Genomic DNA, 25,465 nt, shown 5'->3' with positions numbered 1-25,465 from the left:
ATCTGAGGTCGGTTGGATATTTGCAGACATGAAAGTCACGAAGCGCCGCGAGGCCATGCTGAAAGCCGTGCTGGGCGGAATGAACGACGTCGCCACACTGTGCGAGCACTTCGGCATGTCGGAAGCCACCGTGCGCCGCGACCTGCGCGCGCTCGCTTCCGATCGCCGCATCCTGCGCACGTATGGGGGCGCGGCGGCGGTCGGTTCGCACGAACCCGAAGCCCCGCTGGAAGAGCGCCGCAGCAGCGCACGTGAGCAGAAGGAAGCGATTGCCCGCCTCGCGCAAGCACACATCGCCGACGGCGACACCATCTTCCTCGACGGCGGCACGACCACCGCGGCACTGGCGCGTCACCTGTCCGGCAAGCAGATCCACGTTGTCACGAACAACTTGATGGTCGTGACATCGCTGGCGGCTGGCGGCATCCCGGTCACGCTCATCGGCGGTGATGTGCGCCCGTCGAGCATGAGCACGCTTGGGCCGCTCGCGCAGTTGTCGCTCGGCCGCGTGAGTGTCGACAAGGCATTTCTGAGCGCCGACGGCGTGGTCGCCACCAACGGCCTGTGTGAAGCGTCGGCCGATCAGGCATATCTGAAGGAATGCGTCATCCGTCAGGCCGCGCAGGTGATCGTGCTGGCCACGGCGGACAAGCTCGGGCGCGCCACCCAGCAGCACTGGACGCCTATCGAACGACCCTGGACGCTCATCACCGACAACGGTGCATCGCCCGATCAACTGGAGCCATTCCACGAACGCGACGAGGTCGACGTGGAAATCGCCCCGCTGGACTAAGCATGCCAACCCGCCCCGCACCGCAAGCCGCTACCGCCCGTCATGCCCTCGTGACTGGGGCCTCCTCGGGCATCGGCCGCGCCATTGCAGAGCGCCTGCTGGCCGACGGCTGGCGCGTGACGGGCCTGTGCCGGACCGCGCCCACCGAGCCGGTCGAAGGGTTGGAGATCGCACAGGTGGATGTGACGGACTTCGCGCGGTTGGGCAAGGTATGCGACGGCCTGGGCGCAGTCGACGCACTTGTGCATGCTGCCGGCTTCATGCGCACAGCCCCATTGGGCGTACTTTGCGCCGCCGATGGTGCGGCGATGTGGCGCGTGCACGTCGATGCCGCCGCCTTCCTCGCAGACAGACTCGTGCCGCGCATGCCGGCCGGCGGCCGCATTCTCTTGATCGGTAGCCGCACGGCCAACGGCGCCCCAACGCGCAGCCAGTACGCCGCCACCAAGGCGGCCCTCGTGGGTATGGCGCGTTCGTGGGCCGCCGAACTGGCGCCGCGCGGCATCACCGTCAACGTGATTGCGCCCGGCGCGACGGATACACCGTTCCTGCACGACCCTGCACGCGCGCACACCCCGCCGCGCATGCCCCCCATCGGCCGGTTCATCGCGCCCGAAGAAGTGGCGGCCATGGCGGCATTCCAGGCAGGCGAATACGGCGGTGCCATCACCGGTCAGCAGATCGTGATGTGTGGTGGGGCGTCGTTGTAGCGCTGGCGCGCAGTTAGGAGATCACGCCAAAGCGGGGCAGATGCCCGGTGGCCTCGGCGAGCGATCAGCCTTGCCATACTTGCATCGTGCGCGCGGCTGCACCCTCCAATGCATGAGCGGCGTAGATCCCTTGACCCGTTGCAATGAACAGCATCCGGTTAGCCGAATTGCCTCACGTACGTGATCACGCATCGCGTTGCCGACGAGCTGGACGAAGCCAGACAGAAGATTCTGGCGAGCAGGCGAGCATGATCAGCTAGCCTGTAGCGTCAGTTTCGCTTTCCCGCCATCGCAGGGCTTCGATCACCAGAGCCAGCGCCGGCGAGACGTGTCTGCGGCGTAGTACAGGTCGTTGCCCGGAAACGACAGCCACCAGTCCTGCTGCACCGGTACCAATCGGCCCGCATCGATATGGGGCTGCATGGTGTCCAGGGGCACGAAGGCGAAGCCCATCGCTCGGTGAGTTCGTGCGGCCTGACGGGAAGTCGTTTGTCCGCCATTTAGCCAGGTGACGCCGCCACAGCCATGCCCTGCTCCGGCGCGAGACGCACGGCCACCATGTGCTTGTCCACGCGATCTCCTACGCGCACGCCGGCGTCGAAGCGCTGCGCAGCGATATCTGTGAATGCGTAGTTCACGCTGAACTCGACATGGACGTCGGGATAGTCTCGCAGCAAGGGCAGCAGCCGAGGCTAGTGCACGGTGGTGATGGTGTGGTCGTGGGCCGTGATGCGCACGGTGCCCGCAGGCTTGTCTCGCAGTGCAGTGAGGGCCCCGAGCTCCAGTCCGATCTCATCGAGCCGGGGTGCCACCGCTTCCAGTAGCCGTGCACCGGCCTCCGTAGTGGAAACGCTGCGGGTAGTGCGCGTCAGTAGCCGCACACCCAGCCGCGCTTCCAGGGCATGCATCGCATGGCTCAGCGCTGAGCGAGACAGCCCCATTTGCGCCGCAGCGCGGGTGAAACTGCGCTCCCGTGCCTCGGCCACGAAGGCTTGCAAGTCGTTGAGGACGGTGGAATACGACTGTTTGAGGCTCGCGCGCCGCCGTCAGGGGTTCGACATCGACTCTTGGCCTTCCATGACCGAGGCACAAATGCGCCTCATTGATCGCGAGCCTTGGCGCGCAGGAGAAGAGCGAGGCGATGCCATAGCGCAAAGGCGCCGGCAATGAAGACGCCTAATGATCAAGCGACCATCCCGGGTTAGGCACGTTTTTCCCTTCGCGATAGGTCCAGCTGGCGCCGCACGTGCGGCATGCGAACGTGCTCACGGTGACGGCAGCGGTCTTGGATGCCTTGATGCGCTGGGTGTCGGTGATCCTTAAGAAAGCATGGCCTGACGCACCAAGTCGGTGGACTTCAATGGCAAGGCAAGCGCGGCAGAGTGTCATGCCAACTCCTTTCTCAAATCACGTGGACTGAATATGGCGCGGGCGCTAGGACTAACGCCCAGGCATTGGGCTGCGACGCGTTCCGCTGCATCGCCTTTGGACTAGACGCCAAAGACAGGAGCGCCGTACTTCAGCAGCAACTGCTCGATCTGGCCAATGTCATCGGTGCGCGGCGTTCTGTCTTCCGTCACGCGCGACGGGCCACCATAGACTGCAGCCACATGCCTACGCACCGTCAACACATCATTGGCAGGCGGTTCGATCATGACGGGGTCGCCCGGTACGTGCCGATAGCTGCCATCTTTCCAGCCCTCGGGCGTCAGATGCAGTTCTTCCCATTCTTCGCTAGCAAACATGGTGACTTCCTTCCCTTTGACTTCGGGGTTGCGCCTGCCGTTGCCGCAAGCGAAAAAGCCGCCCAAGGCGGCTTGCGTGGTTCAGTTCTTGTGACGGTGCGCCAGACGTGCGATGGCTGCTCTTCCGGCAAGCCGCGCCGCATTCCTCGCGAGGGCTTCGGTGCCATGTACGTTGTGGCGCATCGAGACGTTGGCGAGGAGGCGTTCCGTGCCATCTCTGTACTCATTGATGAGATAGGTGGCAAACCAGACGCCGGGTTCTTGTTCAATTGGGTACACGGATACCGTGTACGGGGAGTCGACTTTGTTCAATACAGTGCTAGGTTCGGGCGAGAGCTGATACAGGCGTGGACTGCCTGGGCAAACCAGTTCCTGCCGATGAGCTACGCCACGATGGGTAAGGCCAACGCCTTGGCGCATGCATACAAATGCATGGCGCAAGCGATTGGAAACGAGGTGACCGTACTTGCGTAGGCCGGCACGCCTAGTACATGCGCGCTGCGTACGGAGCGGATAAACCGCCGGTCAGATAGGTGATGGGCCGCATGGCCCAAGGTGATTCGGGTGTACGCCCGACGGGTGGTCAGCGTCTTGTCGGTTTTCTTGCTGGGCACCCAGCCCGATCTATTCGAACATTCGAACGACAGGCAAAGATCGCGCATAGTAACAGCTTCTCGCAATGGCTGCTCGTCTTGAACGACATGCCCCGGAGCGCGGAGATTGACCTTTTACCTATCGCCTCAGCTTGCCCCGCCACTGAGCGCGCGCAGCATGCCACGCGGTACTTCGAAAGATCGTCACGCCACCGTGTACTTATGGGAGTACAGTGGGGCACCGACCGCAGCGCTCCAGTTCTTGCTTCCGTGGGTACGAGAGCAAAGTTATCCGCACTTGGGATCACGGCGCTCGGGAACGCCTCCTGCGCTGGACCAAGCCCGGCACGCTGTCATCCTCGCCAGTTCCGCTCACGGACGCTTGCCTGTTGATGCTCGCGACTCGCGATGTAAGTCATGGAGATCCGTGATGCTCGACCTTGTCGCATTTACCAAACCGGTGCTGGATGAAATTACCGGGCAGGACGTGCGAACCTGGCATTCCGGGCCGAGTGTGCTGGCGGCAAACTGGCAGGTGCCTGAGTTCGACAGCCGTATCTGGCGTGTGAGAACGCTGACGATCGCATTCACGCACGATGTCATGAATCAGTTGATGCACGCAGATCAGCAAGACCTTTGTCAGCTGCAGTGCATGCTTGACCGCTTTCTGCGGGCGCAGTTGGGCATGCATGCCCAAGCGGACCGTGGAGATCGAATGCTCGTGATCACCGTCGATCATCTTGGGGTGGCGTCATAGCCGACCAGGCCAATCAGCGGGTTGCCGATCACAGTCACTGTCGATGCCCTGCCGGGGTGTCGACCACGCCCACCATCGGTTGGAGCCATTCATGAATGCAAGCCCGTCAGCCACATACAAGGGTTTCGACCTGTATCCATTGGTGTACAGGACTGAGGCGGTTCAGTCATGGCCGCGCAAGCGCCTCGACCGTACGTTCAACGCATCCGTGGTGATCTGCCGCGCAGGTCATCAACCTGGAGCCGAACACTCGCGCGTTTTTCAAATGACACCGACCGCTTGGGAGAATGTCGGGACCGCAAGGCGGGGCGCGCTGAAGTTCGGCGAGGACGTCATCAATGGCTTGATACCCGGCGAATCGGTGGCGTCTCTGTAATGCGGGCGGCGTATTTCTGTGGCCCGTGGCTCTTTTTGATACTGAGTTGGCGAGGCGTGTTCCTTGCATGACCAGCCAGGAAACAAGATGACTCATGCATCCGATAAGACCAGCTTTCTCTGCACCCTTCCCGGAGCGGCAAAGAGCATGGCGTATTCCATCACGGTTGGCTTCATCCGCGATGGGCAGCCGAACTGCGTGCAGTTCACCAGTTTCGTGGGTGAAGGAAGGCGGTCCTTCAGGGTGTTGGCAAGCGCTCCGGATCTGGCGTCCGCAGCCATGGCCAGCGTTGAAACCTTGTGTCGCCTGGCCATCGGGCAAGTGATCCGAGACAGCCTCCACGCGAAGACGGCACAGGGAGACCATACCCTGGATATGCGCGTGCAACCCTGGGAGGGCGAACTCAGACCTGCTGGATCACGTAGCACGCTGAAGCCGCCCCGTCCACATTTGGTTGCTCGTGGATAGTTCGATGGAGCGAGCGGAATGCGCGTACAGTGGAGCCACCCCTTTCTACGGAGATTGCTGTGGACGCCTATCCGACTTGCCGCTACAAGGGGTTCGATGTTTACCCCCTGATCTATCTATTCGATCCGCCTCGTGAATGGCATGAACGGCGTCCGGATCGGTCTTACAGCGCTTCTGTGCTGATTTGTCAGGAAGGGGAGCCGCCGAGCACGGAGCGCTCCCGAATCTTCCCACTGCCGGCAACCCAATGGGACAACATCGGGACGGCAAAACGTGCGGCTGCGAAGATGGCCGAAGACATCATCGATGGCTTTGTGCCTGGCCGATCCGTGCATTCCCAGTAGTTGCATTCCCTGACGTAGTCACGCAGAGATGGGCCGGCGTGCCTGGCCACCCCGAGGTTTCTCGATCCGCTAGAACCGGTATCCAACGTTCAGGCTGAAGACAACGGGCTTCACGTCGATTTCCGTCTTGTTGACGGGCGGTACCTGGCCTGCCTGGCTGCGCAGCGTGATGGTCGATGTGGTCTTGCGCGGCAGATAGGCGAGGGTGCCGACCAGCGTCCAGTTCTTGGCAAACTCCTACGACACGCCACAGCCGCTGCATCGGCAACGCCGGCGGCCACCGCCCTTGAAGAAAAGGAGCCGCGTGGGCCGCGTCGCAAACGCGAGGCACAGTTGCGCCTGTTAGCCTGATCTCGGTTGGCGGCACTGTCCTCGCCGCCGTGGCGGCCGGCGTGCAAATCGACGCGCAATCGGAGCCGGCGGCATCGGCACTGCTGCGCATGCTCGGACTGAACCACACCGAGGCGGACGAGATCGCGCATCGCCCATTGCCGGAAATGCGCGGAAACTCCGAGGCTCTATCGCCGGATATTCCTATGGTGAGGAATGCATATAGGCCGCCAGCTCTTGGGGCTCGCCCGTCGGGAATGCGTCTTTGAGATGCTCGAGAAAAGCGGAAACGCGGGCGCTCAGCAACCGCCTGGAAGGGTAAAGCGCCCATAGCGCGATATCGGGGCTGTCCACATCGCCCCAATGCACCAACGTGCCGGCCTCCAGATCGTGGGCCACGAGCGACACCGGCAGGCACGCGGCCCCCACACCAAGCCGCACCGTGTCGCGCACCATGATCAACGACGACAAGTGCGCAACGGGCCGGATCGCGATGCGGGACGTTCCGTCGGGCCCGGTGACGTCCCAGGCGGCGCTTCCGGTGCCCGCGCCGCGAAGGACGGCCGGCACGACAGCCTTGCCGGAGGGCCGCTCCAGTTCCGGCGTTGCCACAACGACAAGGCGATCCCGCAAGAACACCCGTCCGATCAGGCTTTCGTCCGGGTCCGGGTTGACTCGGATCACCAGGTCATAACCCTCTTCGATCATGTCGACGCCGCGATCTTCGGTCGTCACCTCCAGCTGCACCTCGGGATATTTCAACGCGAACGTGGCCACCAGCTTGCCCATGGCCACCTGCGAAAACAGCATGGGCGCGCTGATGCGCAAACGCCCTCGTGGCCGTTCGCTACCGGATGCAATTGCGGCGGCCGTCTCCGCAATCTCGGCGAGCAGCGTGCCCGTACGCTCGTACAGCGCCTGCCCTTCCTGGGTGAGCTTGAGCCCGCGCGATCCGCGCTCGAACAATCGAAGTTCGAGACTGCCCTCCAGCTCCGACACCCTGCGAGAGAGCGTCGCCTTCGGCCGCCCCGTCGCCCGGGCAGCCTCGCCAAAGCTTCCATGTCGGGCAACCAGGTTGAAATCGGCAAGCGCGAGCAAATCCATGTGTTCCACCAGTGAGATACCTCGTCTCTTTATAGCATCTTCCGGACCACAGATGGATCACCTACCTTAACTGGGAACCCAACCCACTCAAGGAGTGAACATCATGACCATCCTCGTTACTGGTGCTACCGGCCGCGTCGGCCGCCAAGTCGTCCATCAACTTGCCAACCGCGGTGCGGACGTGCGCGCGCTGGTGCGCGACCCGTCAAAGGCCGACTTCCCGGCCAGCGTGAACGTCGTGCAGGGCGACATGCTGGATATCGAATCGCTGCGGCGTGCCTTCGTTGGTGTCCGGACCCTGTTCCTGCTCAATGCGGTCGCAGGCGACGAATTCACGCAGGCCTTGCTTGCGCTGAACGTGGCGCGCGAATCCGGCGTTGAGCGCGTTGTCTATCTGTCCGTCATGCATGCCGAGCGCTTCGTGAACGTGCCGCATTTTGCAGTGAAGTCCGGCGCGGAACGCATGATCGAGCAGATGGGCTTCAGCGCCACCATCCTGCGTCCGGCCTATTTCATGGACAACGAACACATGGTGAAGGACGTCATCGTCAACCATGGCGTCTACCCGATGCCGATCGGCAGCAAGGGGGTTGCGATGGTCGACACACGCGACATCGCAGAAGTCGCGGCCATTGAGTTGATCCGCCGGGATGCGGCACCGGGCAAGCTGCCGATCGAGACCATCAACCTGGTGGGCCCCGACACGCTGACGGGCCCCGAGTTGGCCTCGATCTGGTCTGAAACGCTCGGCCGCCCCGTGGCCTATGGCGGCGACGATCCGAGCGGATTCGAGACCAATCTGACCAACTTCCTGCCCAAATGGATGGCTTATGAGATGCGCCTGATGGCCGAACGCTATGTCAGCGACGGCATGGTGCCGCAGGCGGGCGATGTCGAGCGCCTGACCCGCATTCTGGGGCGGCCGCTGGGCACGTATCGCGATTTCGCTGCGACGCTTGCGCAGTGAGGCGCGCGGGGCGGGCAGGCGACGGGCGGGAGCCTGGCGCCCGCCTGCCCTCTTCCGCGCCTTTGCGCTGAGCGGGAGCGACGTTAACCGCTCGCGGGGCTGCAGTTTTGGTGTCTTGTGCCGATAACCAGCGGTGACGGCGTGCCCCACACGCATCCATACCGTCTCCAAGATCGATCGCCCGATGCCTCGTCGAACAGGCAGAGGTGCGGTTTGTCGTCGCCCAAGACCACGACATGCCCCTTCGCCCCCTTGCCCAACGGCTGGCCACATCGGCAGGCCACCACCCCTTGATCGTTGGTGCACTGGGAACGTTGATGACATCCATTGTCCTGGCAATCAGTGTGCTGACCCTGTGGGCCAACCGCGAAACGGCCATCGAGCACGCACACGACACCTCGAAGAATGTCGCCGCCGTTCTGGCCAGCCACATTTCACGCACCGTTGAATCGGCAGACCAGTCGTTGCAGACGCTGATAGGCGCGCTCGACAAACCCGGCATCCGCAACCTCGATCCGCAGGTTCGGCACGATCTGCTGTTCAGCCCGACGGCATCGGCCCGGTATGTCACCGGCATGGGCGTGACCGACGACAAGGGCCAGCTCGTTGACGGGTGCTGCTCCTTGACCCACCGCTGGGATTTCAGTGACCGCGACTACTTCATCGTTCATCGCGATCACGCAAACGTTGGCCTCTATGTGTCCGGCGTCTACAAGGCCCGGTCACGCGCAGGCGTGGAGGCCATCGCGCTGAGCCGAAGGATGGACCGGCGGGATGGGACGTTTGCGGGCACCGCACTGGTGGCAATCGACCTCGATTACTTCAAGCAGCTTCTTGAAAAGCTCGATGTGGGGCCACGCGGCGTTACGGCCATCGTGCGCACCGACGGCACGCTGCTGGCGAGAAATCCACCGCCCAGCGCGGCTCGGGCACCCGATCTCAACAAATCGTTGACGTTCCCGCGCATGGTGAATCAGGAGTCCGGCTTTTACGTGGCGCCGTCGTCCAGCGACGGTGTGCTGCGGCTCTACACGTTTCAGCGCGTGCCGGGCACACCGTTCATCGCGGTCGTTGCCCCCGCCATGAGCGACGCGCTTGCACCGTGGCAACGGCTGTCGTGGATCGTCGGGTTGTCGTCGCTGTCGGTCAGCCTCGCCTTCTGCGCAGGCGTATGGCTCCTGGCTTTTGCGCTGCGGGGCCGCGTGATGGCGGAAAACCACCTGCGTGAGCTGACACAAACCGACCCGCTCACCGGGCTGAAGAACAGGCGCGCCCTGGATGTTGCGCTGGAGAACGAGTGGGATCGGCTGCAACGGAATGACAGTCGGCTGTCCGTGCTCTTTATCGATGCCGATCACTTCAAACGCTATAACGACGCGCACGGCCATGCTCAGGGCGACGTCGCGCTTCAGTACCTCGCCCAGTGCATTTCCAAGCATGCGCGACGACGCGGCGACCTGGCGGCCCGATACGGCGGAGAGGAATTCGTGGTGCTGTTGCCCGATACGGACGAAGCGGGTGCCACGCGGATCGCCGAAGCGATCCGTGCCGAAGTGGAAGGCGCCGGCGCGCACGTCCCCGACGCAGGTGTGGCCCCTTTCACCGTGAGCGTCGGTTGCGCGACCGCGCGGCGCGCGAGCCTCCCGTCGCGGAACGCATTGACCAAGGCTGCGGACGATGCGCTCTACGAAGCCAAGCGAAAAGGCCGCAACCGCGTTGACTACGCCACGGTTGCCTAGCCTTACGTGAGCGCCGGCCCCGATCTACAGACCGAGCAGTCGCGCAAGCTGGCCGCCGTCGGTGTTGATCGGCGTCTGGTACGTGCCGCCCGAGCCAAAGCATCCAACTGGGCGGGCCACGCCGCGGGCCGCTGGAGACGTGTCACCCCGTGATAAATCGCGCAAAATGCTGCGCATCTGGGATGTGGGGGCTGGCCGGTGGGCATCAATTTCGATTTGACGGACTTGCAGGCATTTCGCGCGGTGGTGGAGTTGGGCAACTTCCGGAAGGCCGCCGAGGCGATCAGCATTTCCCAGCCCGCGTTGAGCCGCCGGATCGACAAGCTCGAAAGCGCGCTCGGCGTTCCCCTGTTTGAGCGCACCACCCGCAGCGTCACACTCACCACCGTCGGCCGCGTGTTCGCCCGCAGCGCTGAACAACTGCTCGACGATCTCGACGTCGCCCTGCTCGGTATCCGCGACGTTTCATCGAGCCGCCTCGGGCAGGTGACCATCGCATGCGTGCCGTCGGTGGCCTATTACTTTCTGCCGAACCTGATTGCGAACTATCACCGCCGCTTTCCACGCATCCGGGTCAAGCTGCTCGATGCAAGCGCAAACGAAGTGCTGGGGGCAGTCATCAGCGGCGAGGCCGACTTTGGCCTGAGCTTCATGGGCAGTCAGGAACCGGAGATTGAATTCAAGATGCTGCTGCAGGAGCGGTTTGTTGCAGCATGCCGGCGCGATCATCCGCTCGCCCGCAAGAAGCGCGTGACATGGAAGGAGCTTTACGCGCACGAATACGTGTCGGTGGACAAGACCTCCGGTAACCGCCTGCTGCTCGATCAGGCGCTGTCGGCCGTCGCCCCGCGTGCACCAAGCGTCTGCGAGACGCGGCACGTCACGACCATGCTGGGGCTGGTTGAAGCGGGGCTGGGTGTCGCTGCGGTGCCATCGATGGCCATGCCGGGGCATGACCATCCAATCCTCACGAGCGTGCCGCTGGTGGAGCCGGTCGTGAAACGGCGCGTGGGTATCGTGAAGCGGCGCGGCCGGGCATTGACGCCCGCCGCAGAAGAATTTCACCAGATGATCATCGACGCCAAGCGCAGCGGCGTGACCACGGGCGATGCATGACCCGCACCGCTTGACCTGCCGCGCCGCTGCACTACCTCATTGGCCAGGCACGGAATCAAGCCCGGTTGACTTCACGTCTGCCTGCACTGCGGGCGAAGCAAGGTAGTCGAGAAGCGCCTTGGCTTCTTTCGGGTGCTGGGCGCCAACCGGGATGCCCGCAGCATAGCGCGTCACCGACTGCAGCGACTCGGGAATCTTCCCGACGAAGGTGGCACCGGGCACCGGCAGCAACTCGCTCACTTGCTGGAAGCCGACTTCGTAGTCGCCGGTCGCCACCACCGACGCCACCGGAATACGCGGAATCATCTTCGCCTTCGCCTTGACCTGCTCTTCAATACCGAGCTTCTTGAACAGCTCGCGCTCGATATAGACGCCGCTCGCGCTATCCGAATAGGCGATCGACTTGGCATGCAGCAGCACGTGCTTGAGGGCTTCGGGTGAGCTGATGTCGGGCTTGGCCGCGCCTTCGCGCACGACCATGCCGATGCGCGAGTCGGCCAGTTCCACGCGCGATTCCGGGATGACCTTGCCTTGCTTGATCAGATCGTCGAGGGCGTAGCCGACCATGATCACGGCGTCGGCAGGTTCGCCACGTGCGAGCCGATTCGGAATCGCTTCGGGCGACTTGCCCATCGACGGGCCGAGTGCAGTGTTGAGCGAGTTGCCCGTCTGCGCGGCGAACTTGGGCCCAAGCACCTTATAAGCCGCCGTAAAGCCACCGGAACTCATGACGTGCAATTCGGCAGCGTGGACGGTGGCTGCCACCGCCGACGTTGCGACAAGCGCGGCTGCGCACAGTTTCAGAAGCAGAGTCTTCATGGTGAGGGTCATGCCAGGTCGTACATTGTTTGTGAAGATGCGGGGCGCGGGATGCACCCCGCGTCAGTGCGCCGGCGCCAGCGTCAATGCACGGCGGCGATAGAGCGTCAACGTCGCCATCAGTGCGCACGCGGCGGCAAAACTCATCCAGTAGCCAGGGGCAGCCTTGTCGCCGGTCATGTGAATGACCGCTGTCGAGATGGCCGGTGTAAAGCCGCCAAACACTGCCGTCGCGAGGCTATAGGCAAGCGAGAATCCGGCCACGCGCACCTGCACGGGCATCACTTCGGTGAGCGCGACAACCATCGCGCCGTTGTAGATGCCGTACATGAACGACAGCCACAGCAGCACGAGCAGCATGTTCATGAAGCTCGGCGCGAGTGCGAGGAATGACAGCGCCGGATATGCCGTTGCAATCGTGAGCACCGTCATGCCGATGAGCAGCGGCCGGCGACCAATCCTGTCGGAAAGCGCTCCGCCAATCGGCAGCCACACGAAGTTGGACACCCCCACGCAGAGCGTCACGAGCAGGCTGTCGGCCGTGCTCAGATGCAAGACGGTTTTACCGAACGTCGGCGCATAGACGGTGATGAGGTAGAAGCTCGTCGTGGTCATCGCCACGAGCATCATGCCGGCAACGACGACACCCCAGTTTTGCAGCAGCGTGCCGAACACCTCCCTCATGCTCGGACGGTGCCTGCGGGCGTTGAATTCCTGCGTTTCTTCAAGATTGCGGCGCAGCACGAAGATGAACGGCACGATCATGCAGCCGACAAAGAACGGCACACGCCATCCCCATGCGGCGATGGCCGGCGCACTCAGCCATTGGTTGAGCGCGAACCCAAGGCCGGCCGCCACGACGATGGCGACCTGCTGGCTGGCGGACTGCCAGCTCGTGAAGAAGCCCTTGCGCCCCGGCGTGGCCATCTCGGCCAGATACACCGATACGCCGCCCAGTTCCGCACCGGCCGAGAAGCCCTGGAGGAGACGCCCCAGCAACACGAGCGCCGGTGCCAGCAGGCCGATCGTGGCGTAACCGGGAACGAACGCGATCAGCACCGTCCCGCTTGCCATGATGGACAGCGTGACGATCAGGCCTTTTCGGCGACCGACATCGTCAATGTAGGCGCCGAGCACGACTGCGCCGAGCGGCCGCATCAGAAAACCGGCGCCAAAAACAGCGAACGTCATCATCAGCGAGGCGAACTCGCTTTCGGTCGGAAAGAAGACGTTGGCGATCTGCGTGGCATAGAAGCCGAACAGAAAGAAGTCGAACTGCTCCAGGAAATTCCCGGCGGTGACGCGGAAGACCGCAGCGGCTTTGGATTGCCCGGTCGACAGGCTGGACGGGGGGTGCATCGGGGTGTCTCCTGGAAGCCAAAAAAAGAATACGCCGTTGAACGGCGTTTGTCGTTTTGGCAATGTTCGCTGGGAGACTGACAAACGAGAAGTGCAATTTTCGGAAGGATTGATGTGCTTTGATTATCAATCCCTTGTGCGCGCAACGTCCTGTGGGTGGACGCCAAACGGCAGGTTCAAGCAAGTCATTGCGTCGGAATTGCCCCCAAAAAAAACGCCAACCCGCAATGGGTTGGCGTTCTGCTCAGGGTGAGACCCCCAACCGCGAATCAGTGGAACTGGTTCATGGTGTTGTCTTTACCTGCAGCCTTCAGCGCTGCTTCGCCGCTGAAGTATTCCTTGTGGTCGTCGCCGATGTCCGAGCCCGACATGTTCTGGTGCTTGACGCAGGCGATGCCCTGACGGATTTCCTTCCGCTGCACGCCAGCCACGTAGCCGAGCATGCCCTGGTCGCCGAAGTATTCCTTAGCCAGGTTGTCGGTCGACAGCGCGGCGGTGTGGTACGTCGGCAGCGTGATCAGGTGATGGAAGATGCCGGCTTCGCGCGACGCATCGGCCTGGAAGGTGCGGATCTTCTCGTCGGCGAGCTTCGCCAATTCGCTGTCGTCGTACTCGGCGCTCATCAGCTGACCGCGCTCGTAGGCCGACACGTCCTTGCCGGCTTCCTTCATCGCGTCATACACCTGCTGACGGAAGTTCAGCGTCCAGTTGAACGACGGGCTGTTGTTGTACACCAGCTTGGCGTTCGGGATGACCTTGCGGATTTCCTTGACCATGCCGCCGATCTGGCCGATGTGCGGTTTTTCGGTTTCGATCCACAGCAGGTCTGCGCCGTTTTGCAGCGAGGTGATGCAGTCGAGCACGCAACGCGCTTCGCCCGTGCCGGCGCGGAACTGGAACAGGTTGCTCGGCAGGCGCTTCGGACGCAGCAGCTTGCCGTCACGCTTGATCACGACGTCACCGTTGCCCAGTTGGTCAGCCGACAGTTCTTCGCAATCGAGGAACGAGTTGTATTGGTCGCCCAGGTCGCCCGGCGTGTTCGTCACGGCGATCTGCTTGGTCAGGCCGGCGCCCAGCGAATCGGTACGGGCGACGATGATGCCGTCGTCCACGCCCAGCTCCAGGAACGCGTAACGGATCGCGCGGATCTTGGCCAGGAAGTCCTCGTGCGGCACGGTGACCTTGCCGTCCTGGTGGCCGCACTGCTTCTCGTCCGACACCTGGTTTTCGATCTGGATGCAGCAGGCGCCCGCTTCAATGAACTGCTTGGCCAGCAGGTAGGTCGCTTCCGCATTGCCGAAACCGGCGTCGATGTCGGCAATGATGGGCACGACGTGGGTGACGTGGTTGTCGATCTTTTCCTGGATGGCGGCCTTGGCGGCGGGGTCCTTGGCAGCGTCCAGTTCGCGGAACAGGCCACCCAGCTCGCGGGCGTCCGCTTGACGCAGGAAGGTGTACAGCTCGCGGATCAGCGCGCTGACCGAAGTCTTCTCGTGCATCGACTGGTCCGGCAGCGGGCCGAACTCGGAGCGCAGCGCAGCGACCATCCAGCCCGACAGGTACAGGTAGCGGCGTTCGGTGCTCTTGAAGTGCTTCTTGATGGAAATCATCTTCTGCTGGCCGATGAAGCCGTGCCAGCAACCCAGCGACTGCGTGTACTTGGACGGATCGGCGTCGTAGGCAGCCATGTCCGCACGCATGATCTTGGCGGTGTACTTGGCGATGTCCAGACCCGTCTTGAACTTGTTCTGGGCACGCATTCGGGCAGCGTACTCGGGGTTGATCGCGTTCCATGCGTTGCCGTAGGTCTCTTTCAAACCGGCAACTGCCTTGATGTCGTCTTGATACTGGGCCATGTCAATTTCCTGGAAATAAAGCGCGTTTGAGAAGAATCGGTTGCGTGTGCAGCTACGGAATTCGAAGCGAGCAGCATGGATTTATTGTAGGCCGGCTTTGACGCGTCGCAGCAAGGTCTTATATAAGACATAAGAGTTAGTTTTTCTTTATTTTTCAATGAGATAGACAACTTATTTTGCAATGCGGAATGGTTTTTCAGCAAACGGGAAGGCCACGCAAGAGAAATTCCTAGCGGATTCCATAATGTGAAACAACCTTTCAAGTGCCGGAGGCTGGCGAACGCCTGGACTGACGCCGGGCGGATGCGTATCTGCCCAGGTCGAGCGATGCCGGCGCTGTGAGTTGCTCGACGAGTCCGGCGCCTTCACTATTGCTTGCCGCTGAACGATGGAAGGCAGCCGTACCGACCCCTTCACCCGCCCATCAAAAAGGAAGACCCCATGCCCGCTCCTGACTATGACGTTGTCGTGTTTGGCGCCACGAGCTTTGTCGGCCAGATCCTGACCCGCTACCTGGCAGAGCACTTTTCGGGGGATGCGGAAACGCTGCGCTGGGCCATCGCCGGACGATCCGAAGCGAAGCTCCTGGAGGTCAAACGTTCGCTGGGTGCGGCAGGCGAGTCCGTTCCGATCATCGTGGCGGACGCTGCCAGCGAAGCGCAATTGCAGGCCCTGTGCGCACAGACGCGGGTGGTGGTGTCTACGGTCGGCCCCTATGCCCTATATGGCGAGCCGTTGATCAAGGTCTGCGCCGAAAGCGGGACGGACTACTGCGACCTCACCGGAGAGACGCAGTGGATCAAGCGCATGATCGACACATATGAAGCGACGGCGCAGCGGTCTGGGGCACGCATCGTGCATTGCTGCGGCTTCGACTCGGTGCCATCGGACATGGGGGTCTACTTCCTGCAGCAACAAGCCATGCGGCAATGGGGCACGCCCGTCACGCAGGTGAAGTTGCGGGTCAAGACACTGAAAGGCGGCGCCTCCGGCGGCACCGTGGCCAGCCTCGTCAACGTCGTGCAGGAAGCCGCTGCCGACCCTGCCTTGCGCAGGGAGCTGGCCGACCCTTACGCGCTGTGCCCGAGGGGCCACGGCTTCACGGCACGCCAGCGCTCTGTCAGAGGCGCGGCATTCGATGCCGATTTCGGTGTGTGGATTGCACCGTTTGTCATGGCCGCCATCAACGAGCGCGTGGTGCATCGCTCCAACGCCTTGTCCGGCAACGCCTATGGCAATCCATTCCTCTATGACGAAGCGGTGATCACCGGAGCAGGCCTGAGCGGTCGTATGAGAGCGATGACTATGGTGGCCGGCCTGGCCGCATTCATGCTGGGCATTGTCATCAAGCCCGCCCGCATCGTAATGCAGCGCTTTCTGTTGCCCAAACCCGGCGAAGGCCCCACGCCTGCGGCGCAACTGGCTGGCCGCTATGACCTGCGGCTCTTTGGCCGCACCGATCAAGGAAACACCTTGCGGGTGAAGGTGACCGGGGATCGCGACCCCGGCTATGGCTCGACCAGCAAGATGCTCGGCCAGGCCGCCATCAGTCTTGCGCTCGACCACACGAAAGACGGCCTCAAGACCGGGCGCCCAGGCGGCTTCTGGACGCCCGCCACCATGTTCGATGACCGATTCATCGAGCGCCTGACCCGCCACGCAGGTCTGCGTTTTGAGCGGATATGAGCGGATATGAGCGCGATGAAGCGTCCGCTCGGCAGCGGCATCACTCGCTCTGTTCACGCGCAAAGATGTCCCAGCTGGCCATGAACAGCGCGGCGACCAACGGCCCGATCACGAAGCCGGTGATGCCGAACAGCTCCATACCGCCCAGGGTGGAGATCAGCACGACCCAGTCGGGCATCTTGGTGTCCTTGCCGACCAGCAGCGGGCGCAGCAGGTTGTCGACCAAGCCGATGACGCCACCGCAGAAGGCCACCAGGATCACGCACTTCCAGATCGCGCCCACCATCAGGAAATAAAGCGCGACCGGAATCCAGACGAGGCTCGCGCCAATCGCGGGCAGCAGCGACAGGAACGCCATCAGCGCGCCCCACAGCACCACGCCGTCAATGCCGAGGAACCAGAAGATGAGCCCGCCGAGCACGCCCTGCACCAGCGCCACGGCAATGTTGCCTTTGACGGTGGCGCGCACGACGGTCGTGAATTTGTTCAGCAGCAGGCGCTTGTGCTCTTCGTCCATCGGCAGCGCGCGGCGCACGCGGCGGCCAATGTCGGTGCCGTCGCGCAGCAGGAAGAACACCATGTAGAGCATCACGCCGAAACCCACCACGAACTGGAACGTGTTCTGCCCGATGCTCAGGGCCTTCGTGGCGGCAAACTGGCTGATCTGCGCAGCGCCATCGGCGAGCTTCTTCTGGATGCCGGCAATGTTCGTCAGGCCGGCTTTGGCAAGCAGTTGCTGCACCCACGTCGGCAGCGCCTGCACCGCCTCGGAGAGGTATCTGGAGTAATTCGGCTGCGCGCCCTGGATCTGCTGATAGGCGACGCCGATTTCCTGCACGATGGTCGCCGTCACAAAGATCACGGGCAGGATCACGATGAGAATGATCAGCGTGAGCGTGGCGAGCGCCGCCAGGTTGGGCCGCTTGCCCATCCGGGCGACCAGCGCGCGCTGCACGGGCTGAAACAGAATCGCCAGGATGACGCCCCAGAACACCGCGCCAAAGAACGGCGAGAGGATCCAGCAGAGCCCGAGGGTGACGACAAACAGCAGGAGGAAGAAGAATTTCTGGTGGCCGTTTCCGCTATCCATGGGTTGTTTTTGCTTGAAGGTGACGCCTGAAAGGCCTGAGCAGGATTCGGGCCAAGGCAATGAAATCCGAGTATGCCCGCGCGGTTGCCGTTGTCATAGGGGCCGCATCCGGGCAGACAGACGTTTGGAAGCCAACCCGACATTGACGCCCGCGCGCCGAACAGTCTCATGCACGCCAGGCGATGGCGAAACCGATTGCCGGCTATAGTCTGCTCACCCTTCCAACCAAACGGAGCACAACGTGGTATTCGAAATGGCCCACATCGAAATTCTCGCCGGCAAGCAACGCGAGTTTGAAGCCGCCGTCCAGCAAGCCTTGCCGCTGTTTGCGCGCGCCAAGGGGTGCCACTGCGCCGAGCTGCATCACCTCGTCGAGCGCGACACCAGCTACGTGCTGCTGGTGCGCTGGAACACCGTGGAAGACCATATGGTCGATTTTCGCGAATCCGACGATTTCCAGGAATGGCGCAAGCTGGTCGGCCCGTTCTTTGCCAAGGCGCCGGAAGTGGTGCACTCCGAGGTGGCGGTCAAGTAGTCGACCCGCCCCGAATCGTTCGATGCTCATCCAGGCACGGGATGCGCGTGGCGCCATCTCGTGCCATGCCGCGGCAACAACCCGGCCGCCCGGCCCTTTTTTCAGGGCTCCGGCCTGAATATTCCGTAAAAAATCCTTTTGCATTTGTTTGCAGTCCGCGCTCGCGGCGCGGGTCCAATGGCACGGTAAAGAAGCGTCCAATGCTGCCGTTAGCCAGAAACGTGTACTGCACGCGGCAAGCGCGTCGGCACCTGTGCAACCCGTTCGCAACCGCCTTCCGGCCCGCCCAACCGCCCGCCAAGACGCTCCACCACTCCGTTCATGTCTTCTGAAACGTCGATGGACAGGCGCTTTGGCGCCAGCGTCGCCATCGTCCTCGTTCCGGTGTTGTCGTTATCGTGCTGGCTGCTGGGCTATGCATGGTTGGCCTACGGCCGTGCCGACGATTCCGCCCGCAGCGTCCAGGCGCTGCGCATGACGTTGCTGGCCATGGAGAAGGTTTCAGCCGAACGCGGCCCGACCAACGGCGTTCTCGGCGAAGACTTGCCGGTGCCGGCCGAGCGCAGCGCGGCCCTGCAACGCATGCGCGCCACCAGCGACGAGCACGTCGCCCAATTGCTCGACGCGCTGGGCCCTGAACATTGCCCAGGCTGCGAGGCCGACATCCAGGCCGCGCGCCGCGCCCAGACGCATCTGGCCGCCGCGCGCGCCAACATCGACCGGCTGACCGCCCTGCCCCTGCGCTCACGCAGCAGCGACGACCTGGCCGATGGCGTGAACCGCATGATCGCGGTCATCCCCGAATTCCTGCCCATCGTCAACGCGCGCACGGCCAACATCACGCGCGGCGATCCCGACGTGCTCAATTGCCTGACGCTGGCGCGGCTGTCGGCCGATCTGCGTGAATACGCGGGCCAGCTCGGTTCGCGCTTTACCGGTGCGCTGGCCATGCACCGCATGCTCACGTTTGACGAGCAGCTTGCCATCGAACGCACGCAAGGCCGCATCGACCAACTGCGCAGCATGATCGAGACCCGCGTGGGCGGGCGGGCGCCATTGAACCAGCACGCCCTGGCCACGCTTGGCGCCCAGTACTTCGGGGACGGGTTGCGCTACGTGGCGGCCGTGCGCGCGAAGGCCAGCCAGCTTGGCGGTGTCGATATCACCCCAGCCGCATTCGCCGAGCGATACGTGCCTACCATGCGCGCCATCACGGATTTCCGCGATATCGTGCTGCGCCTGGCGGATGACGACATCCGCGAACATCGGCGGGCGATGCTGCTGGTGCTGATGGGCTCGGCAGGCGCCGTGGTGTCGGTGCTGGGCGCGCTGGCGTGGATGACGATTTCGTTCCGCCGCAACGTGGTGGGGCCGTTTGTCAACGCCACGCGGCTGATCGACGGGATTGCGCGAGGCAACTTGAGTGTGCACATCCCGACCGACTTTGCGCGGCGCGAGATCCGAGCGATGTTCGACGCGATCCGCGTGCTGCGCATCAATAGCATCGAGCGCCGCCGGCTGGAGGTGGAACGCGCGCACCTGATGCAGGAACTCTCGCGCATGGCCGAGACCGACCCGCTCACCCAGTTGCTCAACCGTCGCGCCTTTGAGGACCGCGCCGGCGCGATGTGCAAATCGCCGCAGCCGAAGGCGCGGCTCATTGCACTGATCATGTTCGACATCGACCACTTCAAGCGCATCAACGATACATACGGCCACGCCGTGGGCGATGAAGCGCTGCGCACCGTTGCAAGACTGTGCCGCGCTGAAGGCCCGTCGGCCGACATGGTGGCGCGCATCGGCGGCGAGGAATTCGCGGTGATGGTTTGGGCAGACAGCCTCGCGCAGGCCCGCGCGGTGGCCGATCATCTGCGCCATCGCATTGCCGAGGTGACGGTGCCCACCGGTACCGATCTGCCCTGCCGCATGACGGCCAGCTTTGGCGTGGCGGCAGCGCCCGCGGCGGATGGCCCCCAACTGGAGCCGCTGCTGCGGCGGGCAGACCATCTGCTCTATGCCGCCAAGCTGGCGGGGCGCAACTGCGTGATGGCGGACCGCCCGCCTGCGTCGCCCGACGTGGCGCTCGCGGCGGATTGATGCGCGGAGAGCGCTAAGGCTGATTGGCGCGCCAATACGCAATACTCCGCAGGTGCCTTTCCCACAAGGCGCCGGAAGTTGCGTGTGTTTGGTTTGTCGACAACCTCACGCAGATCGCTCTTGGAAGCGGCAGCAGCAGAAACAATGCCGCGATGATGCACCGCCGCAGCGCATTCTTCCAAGACGGAGCCGGATCGACCGCCTACAGTGGCAAGCTGTCATCCACCCATTGCACTGCACATCGGAGCCGACGATGCCGCAAGACCGCCGCCTGATTCTGTACCACTCGCCACGCAGCCGCTCGCGGGGCGCGCGCATGCTGCTCGAAGAACTCGGCGCCGACTACGAACTGCATGCCTTCGACCTGACGACCGGCCAGCACAAGACACCGGAGTTTCTTGCCATCAATCCGCTGGGCAAGGTGCCGACACTGCGTCACGGCGATGCGGTCATCACCGAGCAGGTAGCGGTGTATCTGTATGCGGCGGAGCTGTATCCGGAGGCCGGGCTATCGCCGGCGGTGGGTGATCCGCTGCGCGGTGCGTACCTGCGCTGGATGGCGTTCTACGGCGCGTGCTTCGAGCCGGCCATCGTCGACCGCTCGATGAAACGCGAACCGGCAGCGTATTCGATGTCACCGTATGGCAACTTCGACACCATGCTTGGCACGCTGACAGCCCAGCTGGAGAAAGGTCCTTACCTGCTGGGTGAACGCTTTATCGCGGCGGATGTGCTGTGGGGTGCGGCGCTGGGCTGGACGACGATGTTCAAGCTCATCCCGGAAACACCGCTGGTGCGCGGTTACATTGACCGCGTCATGGCGCGGCCAGCCATGCAGCGCGCGCAAGCTGCCGACGTGGCGCTGGCCGAAGCGCAGGACAAGGCAAAGGCCGAGGCAACAAACGCCGCCCCGGCCCCATAACGCTGCAACCGCGTAGGTCTAGCGGACTCAGTGCGACAGGCGGAACTGCCCCACTGCCTCGTTAAGGTTGTGGGCCTGTTCCTCCAGCGATTCCGCAGCGGCAGCCGCCTGCTCGACCAGCGCAGCGTTTTGCTGCGTCACCTGGTCCATCTGGTTGACGGCCTGGTTGACCTGCTCGATGCCGCTGCTCTGCTCTTCCGACGCTGACGAAATCTCGCCCATGATGTCGGTCACACGCTTCACCGCATCGACGATCTCGGCCATGGTCACGCCGGCCTGATCCACCAGCGCCGTGCCGTTGCTCACACGATCCACCGAGTCGCTGATCAGCGCCTTGATTTCCTTGGCCGCACCGGCCGAACGCTGCGCCAGGCTGCGCACTTCGCTGGCCACCACGGCAAAGCCGCGGCCCTGCTCGCCGGCACGCGCGGCTTCCACCGCCGCGTTCAGCGCCAGGATGTTGGTCTGGAAGGCGATGCTTTCGATCACGCCGATGATGTCGGCAATCTTCTTGCTGCTCTCGTTGATGCCGCCCATGGTCTGCACAACCTGGCCGACCACGTTGCCGCCGCGCGTGGCCACGTCCGACGCCGTGACGGCAAGCTGGCTGGCCTGACGCGCGTTGTCGGCGTTCTGCTTCACGATGCTCGTCAGTTCTTCCATGCTAGACGCGGTTTCTTCCAGCGAGCTGGCCTGCTCTTCCGTGCGCTGCGACAGGTCTGCGTTGCCGGCGGCAATTTCCTGCGCGGCCGAGCGCACCGAATCGCTGCCCAGGCGGATCTGCTGCATCACCGCCGTGAGCTTGTCGGCAAACGCATTGAACGAACGGGCGATCTGCGCGACTTCGTCTTCGCCGTCCGACGGCAGACGCTTGGTGAGGTCGCCGCTGCCCGAGCCGATGTCGTCCATTGCATCGCGGATCATCGAGAGGCGGCGGAACGCGCGTGCCGTCATTGCACCGACGATGAGTGCTGCAACGATGGCCACGCCCACCAGCGCGCCAATCGACGTCATCACCAGCGAGCGCATACCCGCGGTGGCGTCAGACTTGTCCAGCGCCACCACCAGGCCCCAGTCGGTGCCCTTCACGCCTTGGCGGTAGAGCAGCTTGGACGCCCCATCCACCGTCACTTCCACGGGCCTGTCGGCTTGTGCCAGCGATGCCAGTGTGGCTTCGTTCAACCCTGCCGCCAGCTCAGTTGCCGGTTTGAGCGTGAGTTTGTCATTCGGGTGCGCAACGATCTTGCCCGCAGCGTTGACGAGGAAACCGAAGCTCGCCTGCGTCGGATGGATGGCCTTCACGTTGGCGATCACGCTGTCCATTGCCACGTCGCCGCCAATCACGCCCTTGAGCGTGCCGCCTTCCAGAATGGGCACCGCAAAGGTCACCACGAGCTGGCCAGTGCTGGCGCTCACGTACGGCGGCGTCACCACGGGCTTGCCAGCGTCCACCGCCTGCTTGTACCAGGGGCGCGCGGTCGGGTCATACGTCGGCGGAATGCCTTCGGGGTTCGAGAATTTGTACGACTTGTCGGGATAGCCGACATAGACGTTAATGAAGCCGCCAGCCTTGTGCACGGCCTTGAAGACCGGAATCGGATCGGCAGACACCGCCACGTCTTGCAGCGACGCCATCATCTGCGTCTTGGACGCCACCCAGTCGTCGATGCCAGCGATGTGGCCGCGCGCGACGGACTGCAGGTTCTGGCGGATGGACTCGTCGTTGTACGAGCGCGTCACGAGATAGTTGAGACCGCCGGCAAAGGTCAATGCGCCGACCACGATGGCAACGCAGGTCAGCAAAATGCGAGTACGGATGGATGCAAGCACGGTATGGTTTCCTACTACGAGGCCCATGGCAGGGGTTCCACCATGTAAGGCATGCGGCACGCGGCCCTGTCGGCCTGCCGTCGCACAAGAAACGGCCGTTGTAAGAGAATCTGAAGTCTGATTTGTCGAACATGACGTTGTTGTCACGTTGCCGGGGCAGGCAACGTTCTACAATCGCCCTCCCTAGGCTGCCCACGTCGGGCAGGCTCCACTTCAAAAAAAGGAATGCGCATGAAAACCAAAGCCGCCATCGCCTGGAAAGCCGGTGCTCCGCTCACTGTGGAAGAAGTGGACCTGCAAGGCCCGCGTGCCGGCGAGGTGCTCGTCGAGATCAAGGCGACCGGCATCTGCCATACCGACTACTACACGCTCTCGGGCGCAGACCCGGAAGGGATCTTCCCGGCAATCCTCGGGCATGAGGGCGCAGGCGTCGTGCTCGAGGTGGGGGCAGGTGTCACATCGTTGAAAGCCGGCGACCACGTGATCCCGCTTTACACGCCGGAATGCCGCCAGTGCAAGTTTTGCCTGTCGCGCAAGACGAACCTGTGCCAGGCCATTCGTGCCACGCAGGGCAAGGGCCTGATGCCGGACGGCACGTCGCGCTTCTCGCTCGATGGCAAGCCGCTGTTTCACTACATGGGCACGTCCACGTTTGCCAATCACATCGTGGTGCCGGAGATTGCGCTGGCAAAGATCCGCCCCGACGCGCCGTTCGACAAGGTCTGCTACATCGGCTGTGGCGTCACCACGGGCGTGGGGGCGGTGGTCTACACGGCCAAGGTGGAACCGGGGGCAAACGTGGTTGTGTTCGGTCTGGGCGGCATCGGCTTGAACGTGATCCAGGGCGCGAAGATGGTGGGCGCCGACAAGATCATCGGCGTGGACCTGAACCCCGCACGCGAGGCGATGGCACGCAAGTTCGGCATGACGCATTTCATCAACCCGAGCGATGTGGAGAACGTGGTCGATCACATCATCCAGCTCACCGATGGCGGCGCGGATTACTCGTTCGAATGCATCGGCAACACGAAGGTCATGCGCCAGGCGCTGGAGTGCTGCCACAAGGGCTGGGGCCAATCGATCATCATCGGCGTGGCCGAAGCCGGCGCGGAGATCAGCACGCGCCCGTTCCAGCTCGTGACCGGCCGCGAGTGGAAGGGCTCCGCATTCGGCGGCGCCCGCGGCCGCACCGACGTGCCCAAGATCGTCGACTGGTACATGGAAGGCAAGCTCAACATCGACGACCTCATCACGCACACGCTGCCGCTGGAGCGCATCAACGAAGGCTTCGAGCTGATGAAGCGCGGTGAGTCGATCCGTTCGGTCGTGTTGTATTGATCCTTGGGGATGGAGCCACGCGATGACGATCCCGGTACCGGCACTTGAACTGCTTTCCGAACACGCCTGCTTTGGTGGCGTGCAGCGCTTCTATCAGCATGCCTCGACGGCGATCGGGCTGCCGATGCGCTTCTCGGTCTACCTGCCGCCCCAGGCGCTGGCAGGCACGAGCTGCCCCGCGCTGTTCTATCTGGCGGGCCTGACGTGCACGGAAGAGACGTTCGCCATCAAGGCCGGTGCGCAGCGCGTGGCAGCACGCGAGGGGCTCATCCTCATCGGCCCCGACACCAGCCCGCGCGACGCGAACGCCCCCGGCGAAACCGACAGCTGGGATTTCGGCATTGCCGCCGGCTTCTATCTGGACGCCACGCAGGCGCCATGGCGCGAGCACTACCGCATGGAAAGCTATATCGCCGACGAACTGCACCACATCGCGCGCGTGGTCTTTCCGGTGGCGGCCGGGCGCATTGGCATCTTTGGGCACTCGATGGGCGGCCACGGCGCGTTGACGCTGGCGCTACGCCATCGGGAACGCTTTGCTTCGGTGTCTGCGTTTGCGCCCATTGCGCATCCGTCTGTGTGCCCGTGGGGCATCAAGGCATTCACCGGGTATCTCGGGGACGATCGCACCGCCTGGGCAGCGCACGATGCCACGCAGTTGATGCAGCAGGCGTCGTGCCCGTTTCCGCGCGGCATCCTGGTCGATCAGGGCGAGGCCGACAAATTTCTGGCAGAACAGTTGTACCCGGATGACTTCGCGGCCGCATGCGCCGCAGCCGGGCAGCCGCTGCAACTGCGCCGCCACCCCGGGTACGACCACGGCTACTACTTCATCGAGACCTTCATCGAAGACCACCTGCTGCACCACGCGGCACAACTGCGTTAGCAGCA

Annotated in this window: 27 protein-coding genes; 16 read left to right on the top strand and 11 right to left on the bottom strand. The window is 63.3% G+C overall.

Annotated elements, in window-relative coordinates; all coding sequences use genetic code 11:
• The first annotated feature begins 28 nt into the window (after window positions 1–28).
• Window positions 29–793, top strand: a complete 765-nt coding sequence (locus tag RP6297_RS02670) for a DeoR/GlpR family DNA-binding transcription regulator (RefSeq protein WP_004629760.1) — start codon at window positions 29–31, stop codon at window positions 791–793.
• A gap of 2 nt (window positions 794–795) precedes the next feature.
• Entirely contained in the window at window positions 796–1,503 is a 708-nt protein-coding gene (locus tag RP6297_RS02665) for an SDR family NAD(P)-dependent oxidoreductase (RefSeq protein ID WP_009238974.1), read from the top strand.
• A gap of 500 nt (window positions 1,504–2,003) precedes the next feature.
• On the opposite strand, the gene RP6297_RS22800 is transcribed toward RP6297_RS02665, so the two are convergent.
• The 5 genes from RP6297_RS22800 to RP6297_RS02645 form a co-directional block, all read right to left on the bottom strand.
• On the bottom strand, window positions 2,004–2,141 hold the full coding sequence (locus RP6297_RS22800; protein WP_370452702.1) for a type 2 periplasmic-binding domain-containing protein: 138 nt from the start codon (window positions 2,139–2,141) through the stop codon (window positions 2,004–2,006).
• Window positions 2,142–2,195: 54 nt separating this feature from the next.
• Entirely contained in the window at window positions 2,196–2,501 is a 306-nt protein-coding gene (locus tag RP6297_RS22795) for a LysR family transcriptional regulator (protein WP_051132532.1), read from the bottom strand.
• A gap of 178 nt (window positions 2,502–2,679) precedes the next feature.
• A complete protein-coding gene (locus tag RP6297_RS02655) occupies window positions 2,680–2,892 on the bottom strand; it encodes a hypothetical protein (RefSeq protein WP_004629768.1) in 213 nt (70 codons plus the stop codon).
• Between the two features lie 101 nt (window positions 2,893–2,993).
• Window positions 2,994–3,248 (bottom strand): hypothetical protein, encoded by a 255-nt coding sequence (locus RP6297_RS02650; RefSeq protein WP_009238976.1) that lies wholly within the window; start codon window positions 3,246–3,248, stop codon window positions 2,994–2,996.
• 81 nt (window positions 3,249–3,329) lie between these two features.
• Entirely contained in the window at window positions 3,330–3,560 is a 231-nt protein-coding gene (locus RP6297_RS02645) for a hypothetical protein (RefSeq protein WP_009277277.1), read from the bottom strand.
• 711 nt (window positions 3,561–4,271) lie between these two features.
• Here RP6297_RS02645 and RP6297_RS02640 point away from each other — a divergent pair.
• From RP6297_RS02640 to RP6297_RS22790, 5 genes are all read left to right on the top strand, one after another.
• Entirely contained in the window at window positions 4,272–4,598 is a 327-nt protein-coding gene (locus tag RP6297_RS02640; protein ID WP_004629775.1) for a hypothetical protein, read from the top strand.
• A 91-nt stretch (window positions 4,599–4,689) separates the two neighbouring features.
• Window positions 4,690–4,974, top strand: a complete 285-nt coding sequence (locus RP6297_RS02635) for a hypothetical protein (protein ID WP_004629776.1) — start codon at window positions 4,690–4,692, stop codon at window positions 4,972–4,974.
• Window positions 4,975–5,061: 87 nt separating this feature from the next.
• Window positions 5,062–5,442 carry a hypothetical protein gene (locus RP6297_RS02630; protein WP_009238977.1) on the top strand — a complete coding sequence of 127 codons (381 nt, stop codon included), beginning with the start codon at window positions 5,062–5,064 and terminating at the stop codon, window positions 5,440–5,442.
• A gap of 59 nt (window positions 5,443–5,501) precedes the next feature.
• Window positions 5,502–5,786: a hypothetical protein gene (locus RP6297_RS02625; RefSeq protein WP_009238978.1), complete on the top strand. Its 285-nt coding sequence runs from the start codon at window positions 5,502–5,504 to the stop codon at window positions 5,784–5,786.
• 380 nt (window positions 5,787–6,166) lie between these two features.
• A complete protein-coding gene (locus tag RP6297_RS22790) occupies window positions 6,167–6,385 on the top strand; it encodes a hypothetical protein (protein ID WP_397467652.1) in 219 nt (72 codons plus the stop codon).
• Here RP6297_RS22790 and RP6297_RS02615 read toward each other — a convergent pair.
• Window positions 6,321–7,220, bottom strand: coding sequence for a LysR family transcriptional regulator (locus RP6297_RS02615; RefSeq protein ID WP_009238979.1), 900 nt, complete (start codon window positions 7,218–7,220; stop codon window positions 6,321–6,323). The genes RP6297_RS22790 and RP6297_RS02615 overlap by 65 nt on opposite strands.
• Window positions 7,221–7,323: 103 nt before the next feature.
• Between RP6297_RS02615 and RP6297_RS02610 the strand changes: the two genes are divergently transcribed.
• The 3 genes from RP6297_RS02610 (at window position 7,324) to RP6297_RS02600 (ending at window position 11,042) form a co-directional block, all read left to right on the top strand.
• Window positions 7,324–8,187, top strand: a complete 864-nt coding sequence (locus RP6297_RS02610; protein WP_009238980.1) for an SDR family oxidoreductase — start codon at window positions 7,324–7,326, stop codon at window positions 8,185–8,187.
• A 236-nt stretch (window positions 8,188–8,423) separates the two neighbouring features.
• Window positions 8,424–9,926: a GGDEF domain-containing protein gene (locus RP6297_RS02605; protein ID WP_037027485.1), complete on the top strand. Its 1,503-nt coding sequence runs from the start codon at window positions 8,424–8,426 to the stop codon at window positions 9,924–9,926.
• 198 nt (window positions 9,927–10,124) lie between these two features.
• Complete coding sequence (locus RP6297_RS02600; RefSeq protein ID WP_009238982.1) at window positions 10,125–11,042, top strand: LysR family transcriptional regulator; 918 nt, start codon at window positions 10,125–10,127, stop codon at window positions 11,040–11,042.
• Window positions 11,043–11,078: 36 nt separating this feature from the next.
• Here the strand turns inward: RP6297_RS02600 and RP6297_RS02595 are convergent, their stop codons facing one another.
• The 3 genes from RP6297_RS02595 to RP6297_RS02585 all read right to left on the bottom strand — a co-directional run bounded on the left by RP6297_RS02595 (window position 11,079) and on the right by RP6297_RS02585 (window position 15,076).
• The gene (locus RP6297_RS02595) at window positions 11,079–11,861 is read right to left on the bottom strand and encodes a substrate-binding domain-containing protein (protein WP_009277273.1); all 783 of its coding nucleotides are present in this window, start codon (window positions 11,859–11,861) and stop codon (window positions 11,079–11,081) included.
• Between the two features lie 63 nt (window positions 11,862–11,924).
• Window positions 11,925–13,220: an MFS transporter gene (tcuC, locus tag RP6297_RS02590; protein ID WP_009238984.1), complete on the bottom strand. Its 1,296-nt coding sequence runs from the start codon at window positions 13,218–13,220 to the stop codon at window positions 11,925–11,927.
• 269 nt (window positions 13,221–13,489) lie between these two features.
• Entirely contained in the window at window positions 13,490–15,076 is a 1,587-nt protein-coding gene (locus RP6297_RS02585; RefSeq protein WP_009238985.1) for an isocitrate lyase, read from the bottom strand.
• A 441-nt stretch (window positions 15,077–15,517) separates the two neighbouring features.
• Between RP6297_RS02585 and RP6297_RS02580 the strand changes: the two genes are divergently transcribed.
• A complete protein-coding gene (locus RP6297_RS02580; protein WP_009238986.1) occupies window positions 15,518–16,762 on the top strand; it encodes a saccharopine dehydrogenase family protein in 1,245 nt (414 codons plus the stop codon).
• A gap of 40 nt (window positions 16,763–16,802) precedes the next feature.
• Here the strand turns inward: RP6297_RS02580 and RP6297_RS02575 are convergent, their stop codons facing one another.
• Entirely contained in the window at window positions 16,803–17,852 is a 1,050-nt protein-coding gene (locus RP6297_RS02575) for an AI-2E family transporter (RefSeq protein WP_009238987.1), read from the bottom strand.
• A gap of 253 nt (window positions 17,853–18,105) precedes the next feature.
• On the opposite strand from RP6297_RS02575, the gene RP6297_RS02570 reads away from it, so the two are divergent.
• The 3 genes from RP6297_RS02570 to RP6297_RS02560 all read left to right on the top strand — a co-directional run bounded on the left by RP6297_RS02570 (window position 18,106) and on the right by RP6297_RS02560 (window position 21,406).
• The gene (locus tag RP6297_RS02570; protein ID WP_009238988.1) at window positions 18,106–18,387 is read left to right on the top strand and encodes an antibiotic biosynthesis monooxygenase family protein; all 282 of its coding nucleotides are present in this window, start codon (window positions 18,106–18,108) and stop codon (window positions 18,385–18,387) included.
• A 339-nt stretch (window positions 18,388–18,726) separates the two neighbouring features.
• Window positions 18,727–20,484: a GGDEF domain-containing protein gene (locus RP6297_RS02565; protein ID WP_009238989.1), complete on the top strand. Its 1,758-nt coding sequence runs from the start codon at window positions 18,727–18,729 to the stop codon at window positions 20,482–20,484.
• 253 nt (window positions 20,485–20,737) lie between these two features.
• Entirely contained in the window at window positions 20,738–21,406 is a 669-nt protein-coding gene (locus tag RP6297_RS02560; protein WP_009238990.1) for a glutathione S-transferase family protein, read from the top strand.
• Between the two features lie 27 nt (window positions 21,407–21,433).
• Here the strand turns inward: RP6297_RS02560 and RP6297_RS02555 are convergent, their stop codons facing one another.
• Entirely contained in the window at window positions 21,434–23,236 is a 1,803-nt protein-coding gene (locus tag RP6297_RS02555) for a methyl-accepting chemotaxis protein (protein WP_009277271.1), read from the bottom strand.
• Window positions 23,237–23,467: 231 nt separating this feature from the next.
• Here RP6297_RS02555 and RP6297_RS02550 point away from each other — a divergent pair, with 231 nt between their 5' ends.
• On the top strand, window positions 23,468–24,574 hold the full coding sequence (locus RP6297_RS02550) for an S-(hydroxymethyl)glutathione dehydrogenase/class III alcohol dehydrogenase (RefSeq protein ID WP_009238992.1): 1,107 nt from the start codon (window positions 23,468–23,470) through the stop codon (window positions 24,572–24,574).
• 22 nt (window positions 24,575–24,596) lie between these two features.
• On the top strand, window positions 24,597–25,460 hold the full coding sequence (gene fghA, locus RP6297_RS02545; protein WP_009238993.1) for an S-formylglutathione hydrolase: 864 nt from the start codon (window positions 24,597–24,599) through the stop codon (window positions 25,458–25,460).
• The last annotated feature ends 5 nt before the right edge of the window (window positions 25,461–25,465 follow it).

This window comes from Ralstonia pickettii, from assembly GCF_016466415.2.
Taxonomy (GTDB): Bacteria; Pseudomonadota; Gammaproteobacteria; order Burkholderiales; family Burkholderiaceae; genus Ralstonia; species Ralstonia pickettii.
Note: the sequence above shows the minus strand (reverse complement) of the source record. Positions and strands in the feature narration are given on the sequence as shown.

Excerpts from the sequence above, each read along its gene's own strand:
- RP6297_RS02670 (WP_004629760.1), top strand. The coding sequence starts at position 29 with ATGAAAGTCACGAAGCGCCGCGAGGCCATGCTGAAAGCCGTGCTGGGC.
- RP6297_RS02665 (WP_009238974.1), top strand. The coding sequence starts at position 796 with ATGCCAACCCGCCCCGCACCGCAAGCCGCTACCGCCCGTCATGCCCTC.
- RP6297_RS02655 (WP_004629768.1), bottom strand. The coding sequence starts at position 2,892 with ATGACACTCTGCCGCGCTTGCCTTGCCATTGAAGTCCACCGACTTGGT.
- RP6297_RS02650 (WP_009238976.1), bottom strand. The coding sequence starts at position 3,248 with ATGTTTGCTAGCGAAGAATGGGAAGAACTGCATCTGACGCCCGAGGGC.
- RP6297_RS02640 (WP_004629775.1), top strand. The coding sequence starts at position 4,272 with ATGCTCGACCTTGTCGCATTTACCAAACCGGTGCTGGATGAAATTACC.
- RP6297_RS02635 (WP_004629776.1), top strand. The coding sequence starts at position 4,690 with ATGAATGCAAGCCCGTCAGCCACATACAAGGGTTTCGACCTGTATCCA.
- RP6297_RS02630 (WP_009238977.1), top strand. The coding sequence starts at position 5,062 with ATGACTCATGCATCCGATAAGACCAGCTTTCTCTGCACCCTTCCCGGA.
- RP6297_RS02615 (WP_009238979.1), bottom strand. The coding sequence starts at position 7,220 with ATGGATTTGCTCGCGCTTGCCGATTTCAACCTGGTTGCCCGACATGGA.
- RP6297_RS02610 (WP_009238980.1), top strand. The coding sequence starts at position 7,324 with ATGACCATCCTCGTTACTGGTGCTACCGGCCGCGTCGGCCGCCAAGTC.
- RP6297_RS02605 (WP_037027485.1), top strand. The coding sequence starts at position 8,424 with ATGCCCCTTCGCCCCCTTGCCCAACGGCTGGCCACATCGGCAGGCCAC.
- RP6297_RS02595 (WP_009277273.1), bottom strand. The coding sequence starts at position 11,861 with ATGAAGACTCTGCTTCTGAAACTGTGCGCAGCCGCGCTTGTCGCAACG.
- tcuC (WP_009238984.1), bottom strand. The coding sequence starts at position 13,220 with ATGCACCCCCCGTCCAGCCTGTCGACCGGGCAATCCAAAGCCGCTGCG.
- RP6297_RS02585 (WP_009238985.1), bottom strand. The coding sequence starts at position 15,076 with ATGGCCCAGTATCAAGACGACATCAAGGCAGTTGCCGGTTTGAAAGAG.
- RP6297_RS02580 (WP_009238986.1), top strand. The coding sequence starts at position 15,518 with ATGCCCGCTCCTGACTATGACGTTGTCGTGTTTGGCGCCACGAGCTTT.
- RP6297_RS02575 (WP_009238987.1), bottom strand. The coding sequence starts at position 17,852 with ATGGATAGCGGAAACGGCCACCAGAAATTCTTCTTCCTCCTGCTGTTT.
- RP6297_RS02570 (WP_009238988.1), top strand. The coding sequence starts at position 18,106 with ATGGCCCACATCGAAATTCTCGCCGGCAAGCAACGCGAGTTTGAAGCC.
- RP6297_RS02565 (WP_009238989.1), top strand. The coding sequence starts at position 18,727 with ATGGACAGGCGCTTTGGCGCCAGCGTCGCCATCGTCCTCGTTCCGGTG.
- RP6297_RS02560 (WP_009238990.1), top strand. The coding sequence starts at position 20,738 with ATGCCGCAAGACCGCCGCCTGATTCTGTACCACTCGCCACGCAGCCGC.
- RP6297_RS02550 (WP_009238992.1), top strand. The coding sequence starts at position 23,468 with ATGAAAACCAAAGCCGCCATCGCCTGGAAAGCCGGTGCTCCGCTCACT.
- fghA (WP_009238993.1), top strand. The coding sequence starts at position 24,597 with ATGACGATCCCGGTACCGGCACTTGAACTGCTTTCCGAACACGCCTGC.